22 protein-coding genes and 1 pseudogene are annotated in these 19657 nt (G+C 52.7%); 5 read left to right on the top strand and 18 right to left on the bottom strand.

Annotated elements, in window-relative coordinates:
* From repA to HV107_RS26035, 3 genes are all read left to right on the top strand, one after another.
* Complete coding sequence (gene repA / locus HV107_RS26025) at positions 1 to 918, top strand: plasmid replication initiator RepA (RefSeq protein ID WP_064645521.1); 918 nt, start codon at positions 1 to 3, stop codon at positions 916 to 918.
* A gap of 572 nt (positions 919 to 1490) precedes the next feature.
* Complete coding sequence (locus tag HV107_RS26030; protein ID WP_000124732.1) at positions 1491 to 1733, top strand: type II toxin-antitoxin system ParD family antitoxin; 243 nt, start codon at positions 1491 to 1493, stop codon at positions 1731 to 1733.
* Positions 1726 to 2010: a type II toxin-antitoxin system RelE/ParE family toxin gene (locus HV107_RS26035; protein ID WP_000277490.1), complete on the top strand. Its 285-nt coding sequence runs from the start codon at positions 1726 to 1728 to the stop codon at positions 2008 to 2010. Before HV107_RS26030 ends, HV107_RS26035 begins: the two co-directional genes overlap by 8 nt.
* Positions 2011 to 2078: 68 nt before the next feature.
* Here the strand turns inward: HV107_RS26035 and HV107_RS27580 are convergent, their stop codons facing one another.
* The 4 genes from HV107_RS27580 to HV107_RS26055 all read right to left on the bottom strand — a co-directional run bounded on the left by HV107_RS27580 (position 2079) and on the right by HV107_RS26055 (position 6289).
* Positions 2079 to 2267 (bottom strand): plasmid partition protein ParG, encoded by a 189-nt coding sequence (locus tag HV107_RS27580; RefSeq protein ID WP_064759408.1) that lies wholly within the window; start codon positions 2265 to 2267, stop codon positions 2079 to 2081.
* A gap of 292 nt (positions 2268 to 2559) precedes the next feature.
* Positions 2560 to 3582 carry an IS110 family transposase gene (locus HV107_RS26045; protein ID WP_000156887.1) on the bottom strand — a complete coding sequence of 341 codons (1023 nt, stop codon included), beginning with the start codon at positions 3580 to 3582 and terminating at the stop codon, positions 2560 to 2562.
* Between the two features lie 338 nt (positions 3583 to 3920).
* The gene (locus HV107_RS26050) at positions 3921 to 4385 is read right to left on the bottom strand and encodes an isoprenylcysteine carboxylmethyltransferase family protein (protein WP_001243598.1); all 465 of its coding nucleotides are present in this window, start codon (positions 4383 to 4385) and stop codon (positions 3921 to 3923) included.
* A gap of 245 nt (positions 4386 to 4630) precedes the next feature.
* Complete coding sequence (locus tag HV107_RS26055) at positions 4631 to 6289, bottom strand: FAD-dependent oxidoreductase (RefSeq protein ID WP_000706606.1); 1659 nt, start codon at positions 6287 to 6289, stop codon at positions 4631 to 4633.
* A 161-nt stretch (positions 6290 to 6450) separates the two neighbouring features.
* On the opposite strand from HV107_RS26055, the gene HV107_RS26060 reads away from it, so the two are divergent.
* Positions 6451 to 6801, top strand: coding sequence for a helix-turn-helix transcriptional regulator (locus HV107_RS26060; RefSeq protein WP_000928911.1), 351 nt, complete (start codon positions 6451 to 6453; stop codon positions 6799 to 6801).
* A gap of 304 nt (positions 6802 to 7105) precedes the next feature.
* Here the strand turns inward: HV107_RS26060 and HV107_RS26065 are convergent, their stop codons facing one another.
* The 14 genes and pseudogenes from HV107_RS26065 to HV107_RS26125 all read right to left on the bottom strand — a co-directional run bounded on the left by HV107_RS26065 (position 7106) and on the right by HV107_RS26125 (position 18151).
* The gene (locus HV107_RS26065) at positions 7106 to 7582 is read right to left on the bottom strand and encodes a Dps family protein (RefSeq protein ID WP_000043177.1); all 477 of its coding nucleotides are present in this window, start codon (positions 7580 to 7582) and stop codon (positions 7106 to 7108) included.
* A 114-nt stretch (positions 7583 to 7696) separates the two neighbouring features.
* A complete protein-coding gene (locus tag HV107_RS27450; protein ID WP_017901299.1) occupies positions 7697 to 7957 on the bottom strand; it encodes a PaaI family thioesterase in 261 nt (86 codons plus the stop codon).
* 337 nt (positions 7958 to 8294) lie between these two features.
* Positions 8295 to 8756, bottom strand: coding sequence for a NifB/NifX family molybdenum-iron cluster-binding protein (locus HV107_RS26075; RefSeq protein ID WP_000626969.1), 462 nt, complete (start codon positions 8754 to 8756; stop codon positions 8295 to 8297).
* Positions 8731 to 9051 carry a DUF134 domain-containing protein gene (locus tag HV107_RS26080; protein ID WP_001137910.1) on the bottom strand — a complete coding sequence of 107 codons (321 nt, stop codon included), beginning with the start codon at positions 9049 to 9051 and terminating at the stop codon, positions 8731 to 8733. Before HV107_RS26080 ends, HV107_RS26075 begins: the two co-directional genes overlap by 26 nt.
* Before the next feature lie 459 nt (positions 9052 to 9510).
* Positions 9511 to 10515, bottom strand: coding sequence for an IS110-like element IS5075 family transposase (locus HV107_RS26085; RefSeq protein WP_105318624.1), 1005 nt, complete (start codon positions 10513 to 10515; stop codon positions 9511 to 9513).
* 78 nt (positions 10516 to 10593) lie between these two features.
* Entirely contained in the window at positions 10594 to 10830 is a 237-nt protein-coding gene (locus tag HV107_RS27585; protein ID WP_176392666.1) for a Tn3 family transposase, read from the bottom strand.
* A pseudogene (locus tag HV107_RS26090) lies at positions 10804 to 11814 on the bottom strand (DUF4158 domain-containing protein); the annotation flags it as partial. The pseudogene HV107_RS26090 and the gene HV107_RS27585, both read right to left, overlap by 27 nt.
* A gap of 2 nt (positions 11815 to 11816) precedes the next feature.
* Entirely contained in the window at positions 11817 to 12374 is a 558-nt protein-coding gene (locus tag HV107_RS26095; RefSeq protein WP_016236504.1) for a recombinase family protein, read from the bottom strand.
* A 130-nt stretch (positions 12375 to 12504) separates the two neighbouring features.
* The gene (locus HV107_RS26100) at positions 12505 to 13992 is read right to left on the bottom strand and encodes an efflux transporter outer membrane subunit (RefSeq protein ID WP_137397142.1); all 1488 of its coding nucleotides are present in this window, start codon (positions 13990 to 13992) and stop codon (positions 12505 to 12507) included.
* On the bottom strand, positions 13979 to 14452 hold the full coding sequence (locus tag HV107_RS26105) for a cytochrome c (protein ID WP_003056106.1): 474 nt from the start codon (positions 14450 to 14452) through the stop codon (positions 13979 to 13981). Before HV107_RS26105 ends, HV107_RS26100 begins: the two co-directional genes overlap by 14 nt.
* A 28-nt stretch (positions 14453 to 14480) precedes the next feature.
* Positions 14481 to 15191 (bottom strand): ABC transporter ATP-binding protein, encoded by a 711-nt coding sequence (locus tag HV107_RS26110; protein WP_004393997.1) that lies wholly within the window; start codon positions 15189 to 15191, stop codon positions 14481 to 14483.
* A 1-nt stretch (position 15192) separates the two neighbouring features.
* Positions 15193 to 16398, bottom strand: a complete 1206-nt coding sequence (locus HV107_RS26115; RefSeq protein ID WP_182063612.1) for an ABC transporter permease — start codon at positions 16396 to 16398, stop codon at positions 15193 to 15195.
* A complete protein-coding gene (locus HV107_RS26120) occupies positions 16395 to 17546 on the bottom strand; it encodes an efflux RND transporter periplasmic adaptor subunit (RefSeq protein ID WP_022652304.1) in 1152 nt (383 codons plus the stop codon). Before HV107_RS26120 ends, HV107_RS26115 begins: the two co-directional genes overlap by 4 nt.
* Complete coding sequence (locus tag HV107_RS26125; RefSeq protein WP_004393990.1) at positions 17543 to 18151, bottom strand: TetR/AcrR family transcriptional regulator; 609 nt, start codon at positions 18149 to 18151, stop codon at positions 17543 to 17545. Before HV107_RS26125 ends, HV107_RS26120 begins: the two co-directional genes overlap by 4 nt.
* Positions 18152 to 18338: 187 nt before the next feature.
* Here HV107_RS26125 and HV107_RS26130 point away from each other — a divergent pair, with 187 nt between their 5' ends.
* Complete coding sequence (locus HV107_RS26130) at positions 18339 to 19343, top strand: IS110-like element IS4321 family transposase (protein ID WP_000427623.1); 1005 nt, start codon at positions 18339 to 18341, stop codon at positions 19341 to 19343.
* Positions 19344 to 19657: the final 314 nt, after the last annotated feature.

Below are 19657 nucleotides of genomic sequence, written 5' to 3' on the forward strand. Positions count from 1 at the left end.
GTGAATAACCAGATAAATTCTACCCAACAAAACCCAGACAAGCGTCATCGTGGCGAACATTCTACAGCCTGTAAATGTCCGTTACCGCTCTACGTGCGTCCGGCGCATTATAAACCTCTCAGTAAACAGCATGGTCGAGCCTTACGTAACCTTATGAGCCAGGACAAAACCTCTGGTGCCTGGGTTATTCGTCGTCGTGTTTCTGCCGATCCAATCTTCACTTTTTTGCGACCTGTCGCGGACAGAAAAAGAGCTTTCCGTGAAGTACGCCGGCGTTTGCTCGATGCATTGTTTGTGCTTTTCGTCAACAAAGCCGATCTTGCTACCGGTATTGTCACTATCAACATCACTAAGCTGGCTGAAGAACTCAGTCCACGGAATGAAGATGGCCAGATCATCCCTGAAACTGCCGTGACGGTATCCAGGGTGTCGCGTCTGATAGACGAATTGGCGAGGTTTGGCATAGTCCTTGCGCCTGAAACTGAGTGGGATTATGTGAACGGGTGCCGTTTTCCTAAGCATATAATCATTACAGAAGAAGGCTGGCGTCTTACCGGTGTGGATATGGACAAGCTACGAGCCGAGCAAGAAGAACGCCTACGCGCTATTGAGGACGGCATTCTACAACCCGGTGAGGCTATGACAGTAAAAGAAGCCCGTAAGCGCTGGTATGAACGTTGCCGCCATCAGACGATACTCAGCCGCCGTACACGCGCTATTGAGGGCAAACAACGGCGTAAGCTGGCCGAATTACCGTTCGATGAGCGAAAGCGTCAGGTGGCCGAGCGTATTTTCCGTGATATGAAGGGTGATATACACCATCTAACCCCTCAGCAGTTTGAAAAAATGGTCTGGACTCAGCTTTACCAGCTTGAACTGGTAAATATGGAGCAGCCAGGCACAGCCCCGCCTCACTAACCCGCCCTCTTTTTACTAATCCGATTCCCTGCGGAGGATGTTCGTTGTCCATCTGCTAAAACAGCTCGTTTTTTAGTCACCATTATCACGATAACCTCACCGATATTTGGTCAAAACCCCAATCAACACCGGCGTTATATCTTTTATGCACACTTACCTGCAAATAGGTAAATGGGACTATCTGCAATCAACCAATAGTTAGCTGCAAAACAATCAGGTCTTCGACCTACTTAACTTCATTAAAGATCTACTTATTCGCTGGATAAGTTCTGTGGATAACGGGGAAAACCGATAATGACCGCCCTTGCAGCGGCCAGATGGCCGCGCCGGTTCGGCATGGTCGCTATGCTCCCCAAAAGACTTTAAGTAGCACCTCCGGCCTTAGCCGGAGGCATGGAGTCAACGAGACGCAATGCAGCGAAAAGGCGCTTTTCGCCCTTACCTACTTCATCGCTAAAAGTAAGCTAAAAAACCAGTCTGGCAGGAAGGGGGCGAAATCCGTTTGGGTGTATTCGTTGACACCAGGAGCAAGTATTCCTATCATTGTGTTGATAGTTAACACAGGGGGCGTTATGGCCAGAACAACAAGCGTTACGATTGGCGAACAACTCGATTCGTTTATTAGTCGATTAATAGACAGTGGCCGTTACGGCTCTGCGAGTGAAGTTATGCGTTCTGCGCTGCGATTGCTGGAGCAACAGGAAACAAACGATGAAGTTATTCGTCAGGCTGTTATTGCTGGGCTGGAAAGCGGTGAAAGCTCGCTATCACTGCGGGATATTGCAGCACAAAGAAAACTGAGACATCGTGTATAAACTCACTGAACGGGCAGCAGACGACTTCGCCGGGATTTATGACTATACGCTCTTGAAATTTGGTGAAGCTCAGGCAGACCATTATACAGACGCACTTGAGGCATTTTTCGAGACACTGGCCGGAATGCCAGATATGGGACGTGACTACCATACCGTTCCTGGTGTGATGCGCATTGAATTTCAGCGACATGCCATTTTTTATACGGTTCGTGATACGGATATTCTGATTGCGCGTATTTTGCACCAACAGATGAACCATAAACGCCATTTACTGTAAGTCTAAACACGCTGCCGCGCTTTGCTTGGCCAACACCGATCTGGCACATAAAAAGTTTATGCACCAGATCAGTGTTCTCGGTAAGGATAGGTGTGTTTTTGAGTTAATGTGTTTTTACTCATTTGAGTCTTTTGGCTGTCATTTTCTTTCAGCCAATTATCGACCAAGTCCTTTATCACATCAGTAATAGATGTGCCTTGTTTTGTACTCGCAGCTTTGAAGCGGATATGTATCCTAGGCCGCCTTTCGAGTATCATAGGGGTCAGTTTGGATATCGAAAATTATTGTACTATAAGGACTTCCCCGGCATGTCAAAGCCGGTATTTATGGTTTCTGTCTGCTCTTCAGTAAAAATAAAGGGGAGAGACTGCGGTACTATAAACGGCCATGATGAATCGTCATCGATTCGGGCCCTGATGAAAGACGCGCGTGAGGTTCTTGTTCGTTAAGCGGATACGTATATCCTGTACAATAGCCAGATAGGCCTCACGGGGTCTAACCCTTTATCATCAACGAATTGCAGGTCAGATGGTTATACAGCTTCGAGCTTTAGTTGACTGAGTACAGCCGGAAATCATCACCGTAATGTAGTGATGCCCAACACAGCCGCGCATTTTTGGCGGCGATGGCCACAACAGCCCGCCAGTACCCTCTGCGCTCAACCAACATACAAACCCAACGGCTGAATGAGTCAGTCCTTTTCCCGGCGCCAATAAGCACTGAACGAGCCCCCTGAACCAGAAGCGTTCGCAGATACGAATCACCGGCTTTTGTGATCCTGCCGAGTTTCGACTTTCCCCCGCTGCTGTATTGTGATGGCGTCAGCCCCAGCCAGGCTGCCAGTTGACGTCCATTTTTAAAATCATGTGCATTACCGATACTGGCGACCAGTGCACAGGCCGTTGTGGGACCAACGCCCTTTAGCTCCATCAGCCGCTGACTGCGATGATCTGTTTTGGCTATGTGGGACAAAATTCGGTCATATTCAGTGATGTTAGCTTCAATGCGATCAACGTGTTCCATCAAATCATCAACACATTGCTGAACCTGAAGCGGTAAAGAGCTCTTCTGCACAGAAACCATGTGGCGCAGGGCATCAGCACTTTGTGGCGCGATGACACCGAATTCAGATATCAATCCTCGCAGACGATTATACGTTGCTGTTTTCTCTTCGATAAAACCCTGACGGGTACGATGTAAACACTGCATGGCCTGCTGGCTTTCGTCTTTCACTGGTACGAACCGCATATGCGGACGACGAACAGCTTCACAGATAGCCTGAGCATCAGCTGCATCATTTTTTCCTGATTTTCCGGCCATACGATAAGGCGATACAAACTTAGCAGCCATCAGACGTGGCTCATGACCATACTGCCGAAACAATCTTGCCCAGTAGTGAGCCCCGGAGCATGCTTCCATCCCGATAACACAGGGAGGCAAACTTGCAATTAACTCAGGAAGTGCAGCACGCGATACTTTAGGCTTAACCAGAACAGTTCTACCATTTTGATCAACACCGTGAACAGCAAACACATTTTTAGCAAGATCGATACCGACAGTCGTGATAGTCATAACGAATTCCTCCGGGACGATGTGTACCCCATGATTGCACAAGAGTTAATCAGGCGCATAATCAGGGGAAGTCCCTTCCATTCGTTAAGCCTGTTTTTTGAACAGATCGCGCTATCGCAATAGGGTGTACTCCCGCGCTATACAGCGTTTTCAGGGGATTTTGTCTTAATCGGATAACCTAAATGCGATACAGCAAGAGCGACAACCTAAAAGCGATAGCCACTGACGATAAATCAATCACTTACGTATCCTAATTGGTTAAATAATGTGCTTAACGTACAAAAATTTCCGATCTCCAAACTGACCCCTTATTTGTCTCCTGCAACACCACGGGGTTGCTATAACCAGCGACGAACCCGTTGGGTATAGCGTTCCCATTCCAACCCGAAACGTTTTCGAAGCTGTACCTCTTCAACATGGATATGTAATCTGGCTACTACAAACATAAACAACGGTACAGCAAGTATCCCCACCAGGCTGCCAAAGCAGAGAGCAACGGATAACTGGAGCCCGCTCATTCCAAGGTAAATAGGGTTTCGACTCCATGCGTAACAACCGACAGTTACCAGCTTGGTGGTTCTATCCGGATGAAGCGGATTAAGCGTCGTGCCGTTCGTGCTCATCTGCCAAGCGGTGTGCAGTATCATGGTAATACAAACACCGGTCAGCAACACGCTTAGCACTATATTCACGATGTCGAAGGTAAAACGCGGGATTGCAGTCAACACATCAGTGACGAAAAACAGCAATAAGATGAGTGGGGGCGGAAACCATACTCTCAATCGAGTCACGAAGTTACGCATTACACAGACCTATCTCTGAACTAAGCAGCCTGATGGCTGCAAAATGAAAATCCAGTCCTTGCCATTCCTATAGTGACCATGAATCTGACATTATATGCCTGATCTGAAAAGTTATTTTTTTCATAACTGTCCTTATAACGGTGCGGGGTCAGTCCACACCTCTGTTCAGGTGAACAAATTCAGCAGACCACTTCACTGTTAAACCTGTGGCGATTCAGGGTGCCATGTGTATGGCACCTCATCTCTTATTTACTTATTGACTCCGTTACCGCCTGCCAGGTTATAAAGCCACCACTCAGATTATATGTCCTGAAGCCGTGGGCCTGAAGAATACGGTATGCCACATGCCCGCGCAGGCCACTCTGGCACCCTATAAAAATCTCTTTATCTTTAGGCACTTTTTCAAGATTCTCCCGCAGGGAATCCAGTGGAATGGATAGCGCGTCAGGATATTCGCCAAATTGTTTCAGTTCGGCAGGAGAGCGAATATCAAGTAAACAATAACTGCCCGGTTCCCGTTGTAACACATCGCTGACATGACATATGACCGTATCTCCTTTCATTACATTTGTCGCCACCATACCAGCCTGGTTAACGACGTCCCTTGCACTGTTAAAAGGTGGAGCATAAGTCAGCTCAAGATGTTCGAGATCGTTGACGGTAAGCCCCGCGCGCTGTGCGACAGACAGGACATCGATGCGTTTATCAACCCCTTTTTTCCCTGATGCCTGAGCCCCGAGAATTTTACCGGTATCGGGGCTGAACAGCAGTTTCAGACTGATCATCGTTGCCCCCGGGTAGTAACCGGCATGATCAGCGGCATGGACGTAAACCTTCTCGTATCGGGTGCCATGAACTTTCAGCTGCTTTTCATTCGCACCGACGCTGCCAATACTCAGCGAAAATACCTTACAAATGGATGTCCCCTGACTGCCATGGTAAAGGCTGTGACGATCTAGCATGTTATCAGCAGCAATGCGTCCCTGGCGGTTGGCGGGCCCTGCCAGAGGAAAATTAGCGGGTTCCTGAAAGACAAAGTCTGGAGTTTCAACGGCATCCCCCACGGCGTAGATGTCAGGGATACTGGTCTGCATACAGGCATTGACGCTTATGCCTCCCCGTTTACCCACTGCGAGCCCGGCTCCTGTGGCAAGGCTGTTCTCAGGTTTTACCCCGATGGCGAGAATAACCATGTCGGTCTGCAGAAACCCACCCTCAGACAGTGCAACGCGGAATCCCGTCTCTGTCCGCAGTACCTCGGTGAGCGCCGTTCTGAGACGCAGATCCACGCCATGACTCCGGATTTCCTGATGCAGGGCAGATGCCATTTCAGGATCAACCGGAGCCATAACCTGTTCCCCCATCTCCAGCAGGGTCACACTGATCCCCCGTTCGCTCAGAGCCTCCATCACTTCAAGTCCGATAAATCCCCCCCCGACAAGCGTGGTGTGAGCTACGTGATGTTGCTCAATCCACCCCAGGATAGCATCCATGTCAGTAAGATTTCGCAGCGTAAAGACACCCTCTTCCTGTAGCCCGGGCAAAGGAGGGACAACCGGAGCGGCGCCGGTACTGAGGAGCAGACGATCCCATTCTTCGCTATAGACCTCCCCTGAGGTCAGATTTTTAACCGTCACCGTTTTATTAACCGGATCCACTGACGTCACTTCATGACAGATACGGACGTCTATGTTAAAGCGGGATTTAAAATCCTCCGGGGTTTTCAGAATCAGTGACTGCCTTAAAGGAATTTTTCCGCCTATATGATAAGGTAATCCACAGTTGGCGAAAGAGACATCGCTTCCCCGTTCAAACACAACAATACTGACATCCTCTGATAACCGACGAGCTCTGGCTGCAGCGGATGCCCCGCCGGCAACACCACCAACAATCACTATTTTCATTACATCCTCTCTGTTCACCCGGGGCAAAAATGCCTGCCAGATATAATCGTTTCCCCGGGCCGGCAGGACGCTGCAGACCTGACGAACACGATGGCAAAATTACGATACCGTTAGTATACTAAATTATATTATATAAAAACACATAGTATGAGAAATCAGCAATGCTCATGAATGAAGACACAAAACGTCAGACAGATATGAAGAATGCGGCCCTGAGGGCAGCAGATGTCTTACGGGGACTGGCCAACAGCGACCGGTTGCTGTTGATGTGTCAGTTAAGCCTGGGGGAAGCGAATGTGGCCGGGCTGGAAGCGGCGGTCGGTATCACTCAGCCGACCCTGTCCCAGCAGCTGGGTGTAATGCGCCGCCTGAAGCTGGTCGAGACCCGACGGGCAGGTAAAATGGTATATTACCGTATTGAGGATAACCGTATCATGACGTTGTTAAATACCTTATATGATCTCTACTGCCCGCAGGCAGGCACCGGTAAAGGAAGCCATAACAACGAATAATATGATCCTGCTTTCCCCGTAAACCGTTTTATCCATGCATCATTAACCCTGTTCAGGCTGTGAAATGCCAGACCGGAACCTGCGATACCTTAACGGGAAAACAACAGTGGTCCGGATATACCAGCCGATGATGCCCGTCACGGACTGTATTTCTCGTTCACGCATTCACTGATTAACCCACTGATTCAATGGTGTTTAATACTGTGACGGTCAGAAAAAACAGCCACAGGAACACGGATGATTCTGCACTGTCAGTAATAGCCTGTGGCTGACAAACCGTTTTTTCTGCTGCCACGGGGTGACATTATTCAAGCAGGCTACGCAACATCCAGGCAGTTTTCTCATGTAACTGGATACGTTGTGTAAGCAGATCTGCTGTGGCTTCATCATTCGCATTATTAACGAGCGGGAACAGGGAGCGTGCAGTTTTAACCACGGTCTCCTGGCCCTGGACAAGATTTTCAATCATGTTTTTTGCTGCCGGAATATCCTTATCTTCATTAACCGCTGTTAAACGTGAAAATTCATGATATGTGCCGGGCGCGAAGCATCCGAGCGAGCGTATACGTTCAGCGATATCATCAACGGCAGTGGCCAGCTCATTGTATTGATTTTCAAACATTAAATGTAAGCTGTTAAACATGGGGCCAGTTACATTCCAGTGATAGTAATGTGTTTTTATATACAGGGTATAGGTGTCAGCAAGAAGCCGGGACAGGCCGTCTGCAATCTCCACCCGGGATGATTCAGCAATACCAATATCAATGATTTGTTTACTCATAACTACCTCTTACACGGTTTCAGTGGAATATACGATATGCGATTATTCTTTCCGGTCTGAGCAAAACACGCCTCAAATTTTTATAATAACCAGGTACACCTGTCGTCTGTCACACTAGCGATGCGCCAGAGCAATATCCTGCGACGGAACAATGAATTTCGCCGTGGCACGTGCCACTGTCTGCTGTCCTTTTGTCAGCCATGCTTCAAGCAGGTAAATCCCCCTGCGTTGCCCAAGCAGTCTGGCACATACCATCAGTTTGTCTCCGGTACAAACGGGTGAAATGAATCTTACCGTCAGTTCAGCCGTCAGGGCTTGCACACCCTGCATGAACAAACAATGAGTCATTGCTGCATCCAGCAGGGTACTCGTCATTCCGCCATGTAAAAGACCCGTATACCCCTGATGCCTGTGATTGGCCGTGTAGTCCGCACATACAGAGCCATCCGGGTGCTCTGAAAACATTAAGTTCACCGTATCAGGGTTGTTGTCGCGGGAACTACAGACCATACAACAGGTATGGGCCTTTCTGGCATCAAGATAACAATTCATCTGTTTCTGCTCAGCGTCCGGTTGTACTGACGGGAGGCATCCGGAATTCAGTCAGCTGAGGGGCTCCCCCGGCATCATTACTGCCTCCTCCACACATTCCGGCTCCTGGTTTATACACAATACGGGTCTGATAAAAATCACCGCCCGTGATGAAATAAACTCATGAATGGCAACAGCGCCCGTTTCCGTGATGATGCTGACGCCCACCCTGGCACGCATTTTCTGCTGTGTTCCCGTCAGAGTGACAGCATTTTTTCCCTTTCGCCTCATGATGAAAGGACTGGCGTCCCTGCTCCGGCTTATTCAGTTCAGTCAGAACACGGGTATCCGGATCACACAGTTCAGTGAACAAACGACGACCACAGTCAGTCTGGTACACCGCGATCTGATGCCCCAGTAATTTACCCAGCATCCGTTCCCCGATGTTACGGACCACAACGCGGCTGACTTGCTGTTGAACCAGCAGGTCAACCAGCTTCCGTTTACCTGAACAATCTGCGCCCAGCGCGGGATTTTCTGTCCGGCTGAGCTCCACACCGCGCTCATCCACCAGGACAAGGTGACTCGCTTTGGTAAAATGATTTGCTACCCGGTCGTCATTCACTGGAATGGCTGTGATCATCTTGTGTAACTCCTTCCCTTTCAGAGTGCATTATTAAGGCCTTGCCCTGAGTGAGACAGTCCACAACCTTAAAACGGGCTGCTTTCAGGACATTGGCCAGTGTCTGCCTTGAAACCCCCATTGCAACAGCCGCTTCCTGCTGTTGCATGCCCAGTAAATCGACCAGCCGTAACGCTTCAAACTCATCTTCTTTTAAATGAACATGTTCAAGCTGGCTCATCGGTCGCGCATTGGGCTTAAAACAGGTATCCGCAGGGCGGCCACAGATGTTACGGGGAATTCTGGGTCTTGGCATGAAGGCTCCTTATTGGCATATGCTATATATACACTCATAAACTGGCATATGCAATATACTCTGCTCACCGGTGGAGAATTTTTTGCTTTACCCTGGAGTCTGTAAGTGGGCAGCAGGTCATGAGAGATGAAGAGAAAGAAAACAGATACTGTATGAGACTCAATTTAAAGTGCTGCCATAAGGGGGTCGTCTCAGAAAACGGAATCTATGGTCACTCCCGTTTTTGCAACACCGATTTTGACGACAAGTTGGCTTGCTTGAATCTATCCGGCGTCTGAATGGGATTTTATTCCCGCGCCTCGATGAGTTCCGCGCCTGATGAACCTCCAGAAAATATACGGCTTCAATGAGCCTTTCCGTTTTACAGGTTCCTCAACAGGCCGGTGGGCCGTTAGTATCATCAATATCAGTATTCGCAAAACCAGATGAATGATTGTTTAAACTGGTGTATTTCTGCCTTTATGCTTCGTAAGTTTGCTGTCGCGCCGTCAGTGCCCAGGCTATTCTGGCCAGCTTGTTTGCCAGAGCACAGGTGACGACAAAGTTGCTTTTCCGACACAACAACTCCCTGACCCAGTCGGCCAACTTGCCAGACTGGTGTTCCAGTTTTTGTATGAATACCCTGGCACACTGAACCAACAAAGTTCGGATCTTTTTGTTGCCCCGCTTGCTAATCCCTAACAATGTCGTCCGACCTCCCGTGCTGTACTGTCGGGGTACCAGCCCTGTTGCCGCCGCAAAGTCACGGCTGCTGGCGTACTGCTTCCCGTCGCCAATCTCAGTTGAAATAGTACTGGCAGTCAGCGTTCCAACGCAGGGAATACTCAGCAAGCGCTGTCCAACCTCATCTTCGTCCAACTTTCGTTTCAACTGAGATTCCAGATCTTTAATCTGCTCAACAAGATAGTGATAATGCTGTTGTAATTTCAGCAGTAACTGGCTGAGATAAAGAGGCAAACTACTGTCCTCAAGAAGGGTACTCAGTCGACTAATAACGGCAGCACCTCGCGGAACGCTGATACCAAATTCCAGCAGAAAAGCATGCATCTGATTAGTTGTTTTCACCTTATCCTGAACCAGGGATTCACGGACACGATGCAGAGCTCGCATTGCCTGCTGAGATTCGGTTCTGGGCTGCATGAAACGCATAGATGGACGTGATGCTGCTTCACAGATAGCTTCAGCATCAACGAAGTCATTTTTGTTGCTTTTAACGAATGGGCGGACAAATTGCGGTGATATCAGCTTTGGAAAATGCCCTAACTCTGCCAGCTTGCGTGCCATAAAGTGAGAACCGCCACAGGCTTCCATCGCGATGGTTGTTGCCGGGCATGTCGCCAGAAATTCGATTAGCTTTGGTCGGGTGAATTTTTTACGGTAAACGGCCTTCCCACGATGATCCTGACAATGAATATGGAAAGAGTTCTTACCCAGATCGATACCAATAAGCGCAATGTTTTCCATGATGGTTCTCCGAATGAAAGCCTGTCCTCAGCATAGTACTGGGAAGGAGGGAGTGACCATCTCATTAAATAAAGCACGCTAAGCCGGTGGCAGCGGTCGCAATGGCCTGAACTTCCCCGCACCGACCTTGGCACTGCTGCGCCATAGGTAATCGCCGGTCAGGTTGATATGCTCCCACCCCAGCGGGGACAGATATTGCAGCAACGTGTCGTCCAGCGCCTCGCCCTTATTCAGCCCCGCATGGACGCGGCGGCGCAGCTCCACGCTTTGCAGCCAATCCAGAATGAACAGCGTGCGCTCGATGCGCCCATACATCCGCACCTTGTCGTTGATCGCCTTGCCGGAAGCCTGGAACTGCTGTTGATGCTTGTTCTTGGCCGCATTGAACAGCTTGCCGATGATACGGTCGTGAAGGTCGATGATTTCATCAGTGACGGTGGCCATGCCCTCGATGGCCAGTGCTACCAAGGTGGCGTAACGCCGCTGCGACTCGAACTTGGCCAGGTCGGCGGGCGTCATCTGGCCGCCTTCGCGGGCGATCTTGAGCAAGCGGTTTTGGTGTACCTGCCGTTCGATGCCAGCAGGTAGGTCAAGCGCCTGCCAGGCTTTGAGGCGTTCGATGTGTTCAAGCATGTGGCGCGAGTTTGGCTTGGCGGGCGATTGGCGCAGCCACGCTAGCCACGTCATTTTGCTACCATCCTTGCGCTTGAGCAGTTCGTCCAGGCACTGGCGATGGACAGGTATCAAGGAATCGGCCAATGCCGCATGGATGCTTCGGTTGGCACGGGTAATGGCCTCGGCGCTTGCGCGCTCGATGGCATTCATGGCGGGTAGGATGATGCTCTGCCGCCGCAGGTTTTCAACAAGGGTGCTGGCCAGCACAATGCCTTTGTCTGTTTGCAAGGCCAGTTCGGTCAATGTATGCACGGCTTGCCGGTAATGACTCATGGTGAAGGGCTTGAATCCAAACACCGTTTGCAGCTCGACCAAGTGCTCCCGCCGTGTCTGCTCGCGCTGGCCGTAATGGTTCCAGCTTCCCACCGGCACCTTGAGTTGTGCGGCCACCATGCGCAGCAGGGGCAGAAATGGAGGATCATCGACGCCCAAGAAGATGCCAGGGAATCGCAAGTAGCAAAGCTGCACGGCGAAGCCCAATCGATTCGCGGCGCCGCGACGCTGACGGATCACCGACAGGTCGGTTTCGTTGAACGTGTAGTGCCGTATCAGTTCGTCTTTGGCATCTGGCAGTGTCAGCAGACTTTCGCGCTCGGTGGCGGACAGGATTGAGCGGCGTGGCATGGTCAGTCTTCCCGCAGGTACTGGTACAAGGTTTCGCGGCTGATGCCGAAGTCACGGGCCACCAAGGTTTTCTGCTCGCCTGCCGCAACTCGCCGTTTCAACTCGGCAATTTGTTCGCTGTTCAGCGATTTCTTTCGTCCCCGGTAGGCCCCGCGCTGCTTAGCCAGCACGATTCCCTCGCGCTGACGTTCGCGGATCAGAGCGCGCTCGAACTCAGCAAAGGCTCCCATGACCGACAGCATCAGATTGGCCATCGGTGAGTCCTCGCCGGTGAACGTTAGCCCTTCTTTGACGAACTCCATGCGCACGCCCCGTTGTGTCAGCCCTTGGACGATGCGGCGCAGGTCATCAAGGTTGCGTGCCAACCTGTCCATGCTATGCACCACCACGGTGTCGCCCTCGCGGACGAAGGCCAGCAGCCTTTCAAGTTCGGGACGTTGTGTGTCCTTGCCTGAAGCCTTATCGGTGAATACCTTGCCGACTTCTATTTGTTCCAGTTGTCGATCAGGATTCTGGTCGAAGCTGCTGACGCGAACGTAGCCGATACGTTGACCTTGCAAGATGCCTCCAAAGGTAAAAATGTCAGGATGAAATCTATTACCCTTGGCTGAATGTGTCAATAAATATAAATTAATACCCTACTCTGACGTTGTTTGTGCTCAACATCTGACATCAGGTTAGGGTATAGTCTTAACTGACACCACCTCCCAGGGCCTGATATAAAGCAACACTATCGACTAGGCGTTGTGCCTGGATCGCAACCATATTGATCCGGATTGACTGTGCCTGTTGCTGCGCGATGAGCAGTTGCAGGTAGCTGGCCGCGCCCAGCCGGTATTGCCGCTCGACCGACTGCAAGGAGGCCTGTGCAGCCATATCAGCGGCAGCGAGGGCAGTCAAAGTTTGTGCATCGCTTTCCACCGCGCGCAGGGTGTCGGCGACGTTACGCAAAGACTCCAATACGACGCTCTGGTAATTGGCTACGGCGGCATCAAAAGCGGCGAGCGCCGCTCTTTTTTCAGCGGGTAGCCCTGGATTAAAAAGAGGCTGGGTGAGCTGCGCAACCAGGCCCCACACTGCCGAGCCACCACCGAACAGGGCACCGGTGGTCAGCGCCTGAGAACCAAGGTTGGCGCTCAGGTTGATCTGTGGGTAGAGCTTGGCGACAGCCACACCATAGTCTGCATTGGCCGCATGCAACAGCGCCTCTGACGCCTGGATATCCGGTCGGCGGCGCACCAGTTCTGAGGGCACGACGAGCGGCATCTCGACGGGTAGAGTGAAATCGGCCAGAGTGAAGGCCGGGATGCCACCCGTGCCTGGGGCACGACCGGCTAGCACCGCCAGTAGATGTTCGGTTTGTTGCAGTTGTTTACGCAGCGCAGGCAGTTCTGCCCGCGTTTGCTCCGCCTGAGCTTGTAGGCTCAACGCTTCATCAGGTGAGGCCTGACCGATACGCACGCGTTCATGGGCTAGGCGCAGTTGCTCATCCTGCACGCGCAAAATGGCAGTAGTGGCTTCTAGTTGCGCGGCGAGGCGTGCTCGGGTAATGGCAGCGGTTGCCATGTTGCCGGCAAGGGCCAGGCGCGCAGCATTCAGTTCGAAGCGACGGTAGTCGGCGCGAGCAGCCAAGGCTTCGAGTGCGCGCCGGTTGCCGCCAGCCAGATCGAGGTTGTAATGCACGCCAACGCTGGCGTTGTAGAGGCTGAATTGACGTGCGTCTCCGCTCAACCCTTGGCTACTGGGACTCATTTGCTGGCGCTGAGATCCCAGTGCGACATCTACCTGTGGATATTGCGTCGAGCCCGCCTGTGCGGCAAGAAGCTCCTGCGCCTGTCGCAAATTGGCGCTGATGCTCGCCAGCGTCGGGCTGACATGGAAAGCTTCGTTTATCAGTCCGTCGAGTGCGGATGAACCCAAGCTTTGCCACCATTGCGTTTCGATCGGAAGCCCTTCGACTAGACGTTGTGTTTCGCCAAACTGCGTGGGAGCGGACACGGTTCTATCAGCTACCGGTGTTGCAGTGTAGCGAGCCACATCGGGTGCGGTGGGACGCTGAAAATCAGGGCCGGCGGCGCAGCCGGCCAGACCGGCGGTGACCAGACCAGCTACCAGGTAAGTTGCCGCAAGCCGTCTTTCGAGGCTGATGGGGCGCTGGCATGTTTTAGCGTGCTCCATAAAAATGCTCCACGAAAGGTTTACGGAAAGCTTGGTGGCAGCCCAAGCAGCTTTCCTGCACGTGGGCGAATGATTGGATCACCGCCTTGCCGTCGCTGCTCGCAGCAGCCAGCTTCATGGCCAGCGCCGCCTCGTGAGTCTGCGCGTCAAAGTTTCTGAACTTGGTCGCATCAGCGCCGAGGTAAGCAAGGATGCGCATTTTTTCAGTAAGCGGTGGCTCGGGGTGTGCAGCAACTTTTGGGGCGAGCTGAACGACCTGAACCCATTCCTCCTGCGAAATCGCACCGGTAATAGCCTGCATGTTGCGCCCGAGTTCCTGCATGATCTTGCGTAGCGCCAGTGGCTCAACCTGGGTAGCGTCACCAGCCCAAGCTGGCAACTGAAAACCCCATAAAAGCAGGCAGGCCGTAACGGTCAGGGTGATAGTTCCAAATGCGTGGCTGTGTTTGCGGTGGGTCATGAAATTCTCCTGTAATTCAATCGTTCTCTCATTCGAACTCCCGCCCTTCGCCAGCTTCCTCATGGGTCACGCCGTCGCGGATGTGGTAGATGCGCTTGAATGTGGGGATGATCTTTTCGTCATGGGTGACGACGATGATGGCGGTCTCGAACTTCCGGGCCATGTCGTTGAGGATGCGGATTACAGCCATGGCGCGCTCGGAATCCAGCGGCGCAGTGGGTTCATCGGCCAGGATCACCGGCGGACGATTGACCAGTCCGCGCGCGATGGCGACCCGTTGCTGCTCGCCACCGGAGAGTTGCGAGGGCATTGCGCGAGCTCGGTGTTGCACATCAAGCGCTGTGAGCAATTCCAGTGCCTTCGCGCGTGACTCTCCATTCGCGACGCCTGCAAGCATCGGCAGCAGCGCCACGTTGTCGGTGACATCGAGAAACGGAATCAGGTACGGCGCCTGGAAAACGAAACCGATCTTGTCACGCCGTAAGGCGCGCAGGTCGCGGACTTTCCAGCCATCGGCGTAGATCACTTCATCGCCCAGCGTCATGCGACCGGCGGTCGGTTCGATCACCGCACCCAGACACTTGAGCAGCGTGCTCTTGCCGGACCCGGAAGGGCCGATCAGTCCCACCACTTCACCAGGCGCAACATGCATATTCACGTCTCTCAAGGCAAAGACAGCGGTGTCACCATCGCCATACCGCTTGCTTAAACTTTCGATGTGTATCCCTTTGCCACTCATCTCAACCTCCAATGGCTTCGGCCGGATCGACCTTGAGTGCCATGCGAATGGCGACGAGGCTAGCTAGAACGCAGATCACGAGCACGGCAAAAAAACCGGCGACAGAATCCATTGGCGTGAGCAGGACATATTTTGGAAAAGCCGGTGCTGAAAAGGTGGCTGTGATCTTGCCGACCACGAAGCCAATCACGCCCAGGGCGAGCGCCTGCTGCATGATCATCGCGGCGATGGTTCGGTTGCGTGTGCCGATGAGCTTCAACACCGCGATCTCACGGATTTTGTCCATCGTCAGCGAATAGATGATGAAGGCAACGATGGCCGCGCTAACGATGGCCAGAATCACAAGGAACATGCCGATCTGCTTGGCCGAGGTGGCGATCAGCTTGCCGACGAGGATGTCTTCCATCTGTGCCCGGGTGTAGACCGTCAAACGCTTCCAGCGCTGGATGGATTCGGCAACCTCTTCCGGCGCATGACCAGGTTTCAGAGTGACCAGCACGGCATTGACGAACGCGTTGCTGCTCTGTGAAGCAATCACGGCATCCAGCAAACCTGGATCACCGGGTCGATTGAAGACCGGGTTGGCTTCGGTGCGACGCCGGCTTTGCCAGATGGCATCGTTGTCCTTGAGGAACTGGGCCTCCTGGGCATCTTTGAGCGGAATGAATACCATCGGGTCGCCGCTGGACGACACCATGCGCCGTGTCAGCCCCACGACGGTGTAATGATTGCGGCGAATGGCAAGACGATCTCCCAGTTTGAAGCCGGTGGCGATGTCGGCCACAGCCTCGTAGTGACCGCGCGTGATCTGGCGTCCAGCGACGAGATAAGGAGGCCATCCGGGTGTAGCCCCCAACGCACCGGGCGCGATGCCGACCACCATGGTGCGTACATCACTCTCGCCCTTGCGTACCTGCATGGTCAGGTAGGTCGCGTTCGCTGCCTGTGAGACTCCCGGCATGGCGAGAATGGCGCGATACACGTCATCGTTGAGGCTGGACGACTCCGCATAAGGACCCAGAGTATCCTTTTGCACCACCCAAAGGTCAGCGCCACTGTTGTCGAGCAACGCCTTGCCGTCGTCCACCATGCCTCGGTACACCCCAGCCATGACTAGGGTGACGCCGATCAGCAGACCCAGACCGATGCCGGTGAAGACGAATTTCCCCCAGGCATGGAGAATGTCGCGGCCGGCCAGGCTGATCATCGTGAAACTCCCGGGATATGCTCGACCACATGGATGCGGCTGCGCGCCGTCAGTGCCTTTTCGCTATAGGTCACAACCTGGTCCCCATTCTTGAGCCCTTCGCGCACCTGCACGTAACCATTGAGGTCGGAAGTGCCGAGCTTGACCGGGGAGAAATGCAGATCACCATCCACGATTTGCCAGACACCAACTTTATCGCCTTCACGCTGGACGGCAGCGTTGGGGATCAGTGGAGCGGCCGGGAGCGCCGGCAAGTCAACCGTGACTTCGGCCAGTTCACCCACTGGTGGCAAAGGTTCTGGTTTGTTATCGAATGTCACCTTGGCAAGCGTTTCCTCGGTTACCGCGTCGGCCTTGGGTTCCACCCGCAGCACGCGACCTTTCAAGGTCTGGCCACCACGCGAACGCAGGACGATATGAGCCGGCAGCCCCCCAGCCAGCCCCGATGCGCTGATCTGGTCGAAGCGCACATTGATCCACAAACTCTTGGGGTCGATCACTTCCACCACGGCCTGGCCCGCGACGATGGTCGTGCCGGGATCGGCATCGCGCACGGCGACTACACCGTCGACCGGCGCGATCAGGCGCAGATTGCTCCGCTGCGCGACGAGTGCTTCGCGGTCGGAGCGTGCCCGGGCAATATCTTCCCGAGCGGCGGATAGGGCGGCATCGGCGATCTGCAGTTCCTGCCGCTTGGTGGTGACGATTTCCTCGCTGGTCGAGCGCACCGCAAACAATTGCTCATAGCGGCGCGCCTGGGTTTGCGCGTAGGCTTGCCGGGCTTCTGCCTCGCGCAAAGCCGCTTCCGCCCGCTTGAATACAGACTCCTGTGAGCGCACCCGATCATCAAGGTCGACCGGCTCCATCTCGCCGAGCACCTGTCCGGCCTTGACCTGGTCGCCTACATGCACCTCCAGGCGTTTGACGCGCCCGGCAAACGTCGGTCCGATCTTGTAGGTGTAGCGCGCCTCCACCGTGCCGATGCCGAACAGCGCCGGTGTGATAGCCTGTGATTCCACGCTTGCCACCGTCACAGCGACCGGGGCGAGCGGCCCTGATCGCAGACCGACATAAATAAAAAGCACCAGCAAAGGAATGATGACGGCAAGCAGTGCCAGGGTGCGGCCTTGCAAGGGTAACTTTTTCATTGCGCACTCCTTATGCCACGCCGATAAATTGCAAAGACGCGCGGCGCATCGCGGTGCATACGTCCCACATCACCCGCCAACAGCGATTGCATGACCAAGCCCTGGATCGTGCCAATGAACAGCGTTGCCGCCGCCTCGTTGTCAAGCGAGGGAGACAACTCGCCGCTGGCCTTGCCTTTCTCGATGAGACGATGCAAACGTTCGCCGTAGCGCTGAATCAAGGTTTGCACCATGCGCTTGGCCGGTGTCGATTCGGCACGCTGAAGCTCACCAAACATCATTCTTGGCACGCCTGGGTGCTCAGCTACGAATTCGATATGACTCATGAACATCGCCTCCATGGCTGCCAAGGGCGACTCGATTCCTTGTGCGGATCGATCGATTCTGGCTAATAGGCGCTCTGCTACCCACTCCATGACCGCCTGCCAAATGGCTTCCTTGTTCGGGAAGTGCCGAAACAGCGCACCCTGGGTCAAGTTCATGTGTTTAGCGATAGCCGCAGTGGTTATCTCGCTTGGGTTTTGTGAACCGGCAAGCGCCACGACGGACTCGACAGTTACGGCACGACGTTCATCGGCCGGCAGATGCTTTGGATGGGTGTCCACGAGCACTCCTGGTAAGATAGTAATTGATTACTATCTTACCACAAGAGGCAACTCAAACAAGAGAAAACCCGACGTACTCGTCAATATCTAGAGTCTGCAATGGGCTTAACGTGCTTTATTTAATGAGATGGTCACTCCCTCCTTCCCGGTACTATGCTGAGGACAGGCTTTCATTCGGAGAACTATCATGGAAAACATTGCGCTCATTGGTATCGATCTGGGTAAAAACTCTTTCCATATTCATTGCCAGGATCGTCGCGGGAAGGCTGTTTACCGTAAAAAATTTACCCGGCCAAAGTTGATCGAATTTTTGGCGACATGCCCCGCTACAACCATCGCAATGGAAGCCTGTGGCGGTTCTCACTTTATGGCACGCAAGTTGGAAGAGTTGGGGCATTCCCCAAAGCTGATATCACCACAATTTGTCCGCCCGTTCGTTAAAAGCAATAAAAACGACTTTGTCGACGCCGAAGCTATTTGTGAAGCTGCATCGCGTCCGTCTATGCGTTTTGTGCAGCCCAGAACGGAATCTCAGCAGGCAATGCGGGCTCTGCATCGTGTCCGTGAATCCCTGGTTCAGGATAAGGTAAAAACAACCAATCAAATGCATGCTTTTCTGCTGGAATTTGGCATTAGCGTTCCCCGAGGAGCTGCCGTTATTAGCCGACTGAGTACCATTCTTGAGGATAATAGTTTGCCTCTTTACCTCAGCCAGTTATTGCTGAAATTACAACAGCATTATCACTATCTTGTTGAGCAGATTAAAGATTTGGAATCCCAGTTGAAACGAAAGTTGGACGAAGATGAGGTTGGACAGCGCTTGCTGAGCATTCCCTGCGTCGGAACACTGACAGCGAGTACTATTTCAACTGAGATTGGCGACGGGAAGCAGTACGCCAGCAGCCGTGACTTTGCGGCGGCAACAGGGCTTGTACCTCGGCAGTACAGCACGGGAGGTAGGACGACATTGCTGGGAATTAGTAAGCGAGGTAATAAAAAGATCCGAACTTTGTTGGTTCAATGTGCCAGGGTATTCATACAAAAACTGGAACACCAGTCTGGCAAATTGGCCGATTGGGTCAGGGATTTACTGTGCCGGAAAAGCAACTTTGTCGTCACTTGTGCTCTGGCAAACAAGCTGGCCAGAATAGCCTGGGCCCTAACGGCACGACAGCAAACTTATGTAGCATAACGGCAGAAATACACCGGTTTAAAGAATTACTGATCTGGTTTTGCGAATACTGATATTGATGATACTAACGGCCCACCGGCCTGTTGAGGAACCTGTAAAACGGAAAGGCTCATTGAAGCCGTATATTTTCTGGAGGTTCATCAGGCGCGGAACTCATCAAGGCGCGGGAATAAAATCCCATTCAGACGCCGGATAGATTCAAGCAAGCCAACTTGTCGTCAAAATCGGTGTTGCAAAAACGGGAGTGACCATAGATTCCGTTTTCTGAGACGACCCCTAGATCAACGCCATGACAGCGATCCGCTTCCAACTGT

Origin of the sequence: Enterobacter sp. RHBSTW-00175, assembly GCF_013927005.1 — a bacterium.
Classification (GTDB): Bacteria; Pseudomonadota; Gammaproteobacteria; order Enterobacterales; family Enterobacteriaceae; genus Enterobacter.

Excerpts from the sequence above, each read along its gene's own strand:
- HV107_RS26030 (WP_000124732.1), top strand. The coding sequence starts at position 1,491 with ATGGCCAGAACAACAAGCGTTACGATTGGCGAACAACTCGATTCGTTT.
- HV107_RS27580 (WP_064759408.1), bottom strand. The coding sequence starts at position 2,267 with ATGATACTCGAAAGGCGGCCTAGGATACATATCCGCTTCAAAGCTGCG.
- HV107_RS26045 (WP_000156887.1), bottom strand. The coding sequence starts at position 3,582 with ATGACTATCACGACTGTCGGTATCGATCTTGCTAAAAATGTGTTTGCT.
- HV107_RS26050 (WP_001243598.1), bottom strand. The coding sequence starts at position 4,385 with ATGCGTAACTTCGTGACTCGATTGAGAGTATGGTTTCCGCCCCCACTC.
- HV107_RS26055 (WP_000706606.1), bottom strand. The coding sequence starts at position 6,289 with ATGAAAATAGTGATTGTTGGTGGTGTTGCCGGCGGGGCATCCGCTGCA.
- HV107_RS26060 (WP_000928911.1), top strand. The coding sequence starts at position 6,451 with ATGCTCATGAATGAAGACACAAAACGTCAGACAGATATGAAGAATGCG.
- HV107_RS26065 (WP_000043177.1), bottom strand. The coding sequence starts at position 7,582 with ATGAGTAAACAAATCATTGATATTGGTATTGCTGAATCATCCCGGGTG.
- HV107_RS27450 (WP_017901299.1), bottom strand. The coding sequence starts at position 7,957 with ATGACGAGTACCCTGCTGGATGCAGCAATGACTCATTGTTTGTTCATG.
- HV107_RS26075 (WP_000626969.1), bottom strand. The coding sequence starts at position 8,756 with ATGATCACAGCCATTCCAGTGAATGACGACCGGGTAGCAAATCATTTT.
- HV107_RS26080 (WP_001137910.1), bottom strand. The coding sequence starts at position 9,051 with ATGCCAAGACCCAGAATTCCCCGTAACATCTGTGGCCGCCCTGCGGAT.
- HV107_RS26085 (WP_105318624.1), bottom strand. The coding sequence starts at position 10,515 with ATGGAAAACATTGCGCTTATTGGTATCGATCTGGGTAAGAACTCTTTC.
- HV107_RS27585 (WP_176392666.1), bottom strand. The coding sequence starts at position 10,830 with ATGTATGGGCGCATCGAGCGCACGCTGTTCATTCTGGATTGGCTGCAA.
- HV107_RS26100 (WP_137397142.1), bottom strand. The coding sequence starts at position 13,992 with ATGGAGCACGCTAAAACATGCCAGCGCCCCATCAGCCTCGAAAGACGG.
- HV107_RS26105 (WP_003056106.1), bottom strand. The coding sequence starts at position 14,452 with ATGACCCACCGCAAACACAGCCACGCATTTGGAACTATCACCCTGACC.
- HV107_RS26110 (WP_004393997.1), bottom strand. The coding sequence starts at position 15,191 with ATGAGTGGCAAAGGGATACACATCGAAAGTTTAAGCAAGCGGTATGGC.
- HV107_RS26115 (WP_182063612.1), bottom strand. The coding sequence starts at position 16,398 with ATGATCAGCCTGGCCGGCCGCGACATTCTCCATGCCTGGGGGAAATTC.
- HV107_RS26120 (WP_022652304.1), bottom strand. The coding sequence starts at position 17,546 with ATGAAAAAGTTACCCTTGCAAGGCCGCACCCTGGCACTGCTTGCCGTC.
- HV107_RS26130 (WP_000427623.1), top strand. The coding sequence starts at position 18,339 with ATGGAAAACATTGCGCTCATTGGTATCGATCTGGGTAAAAACTCTTTC.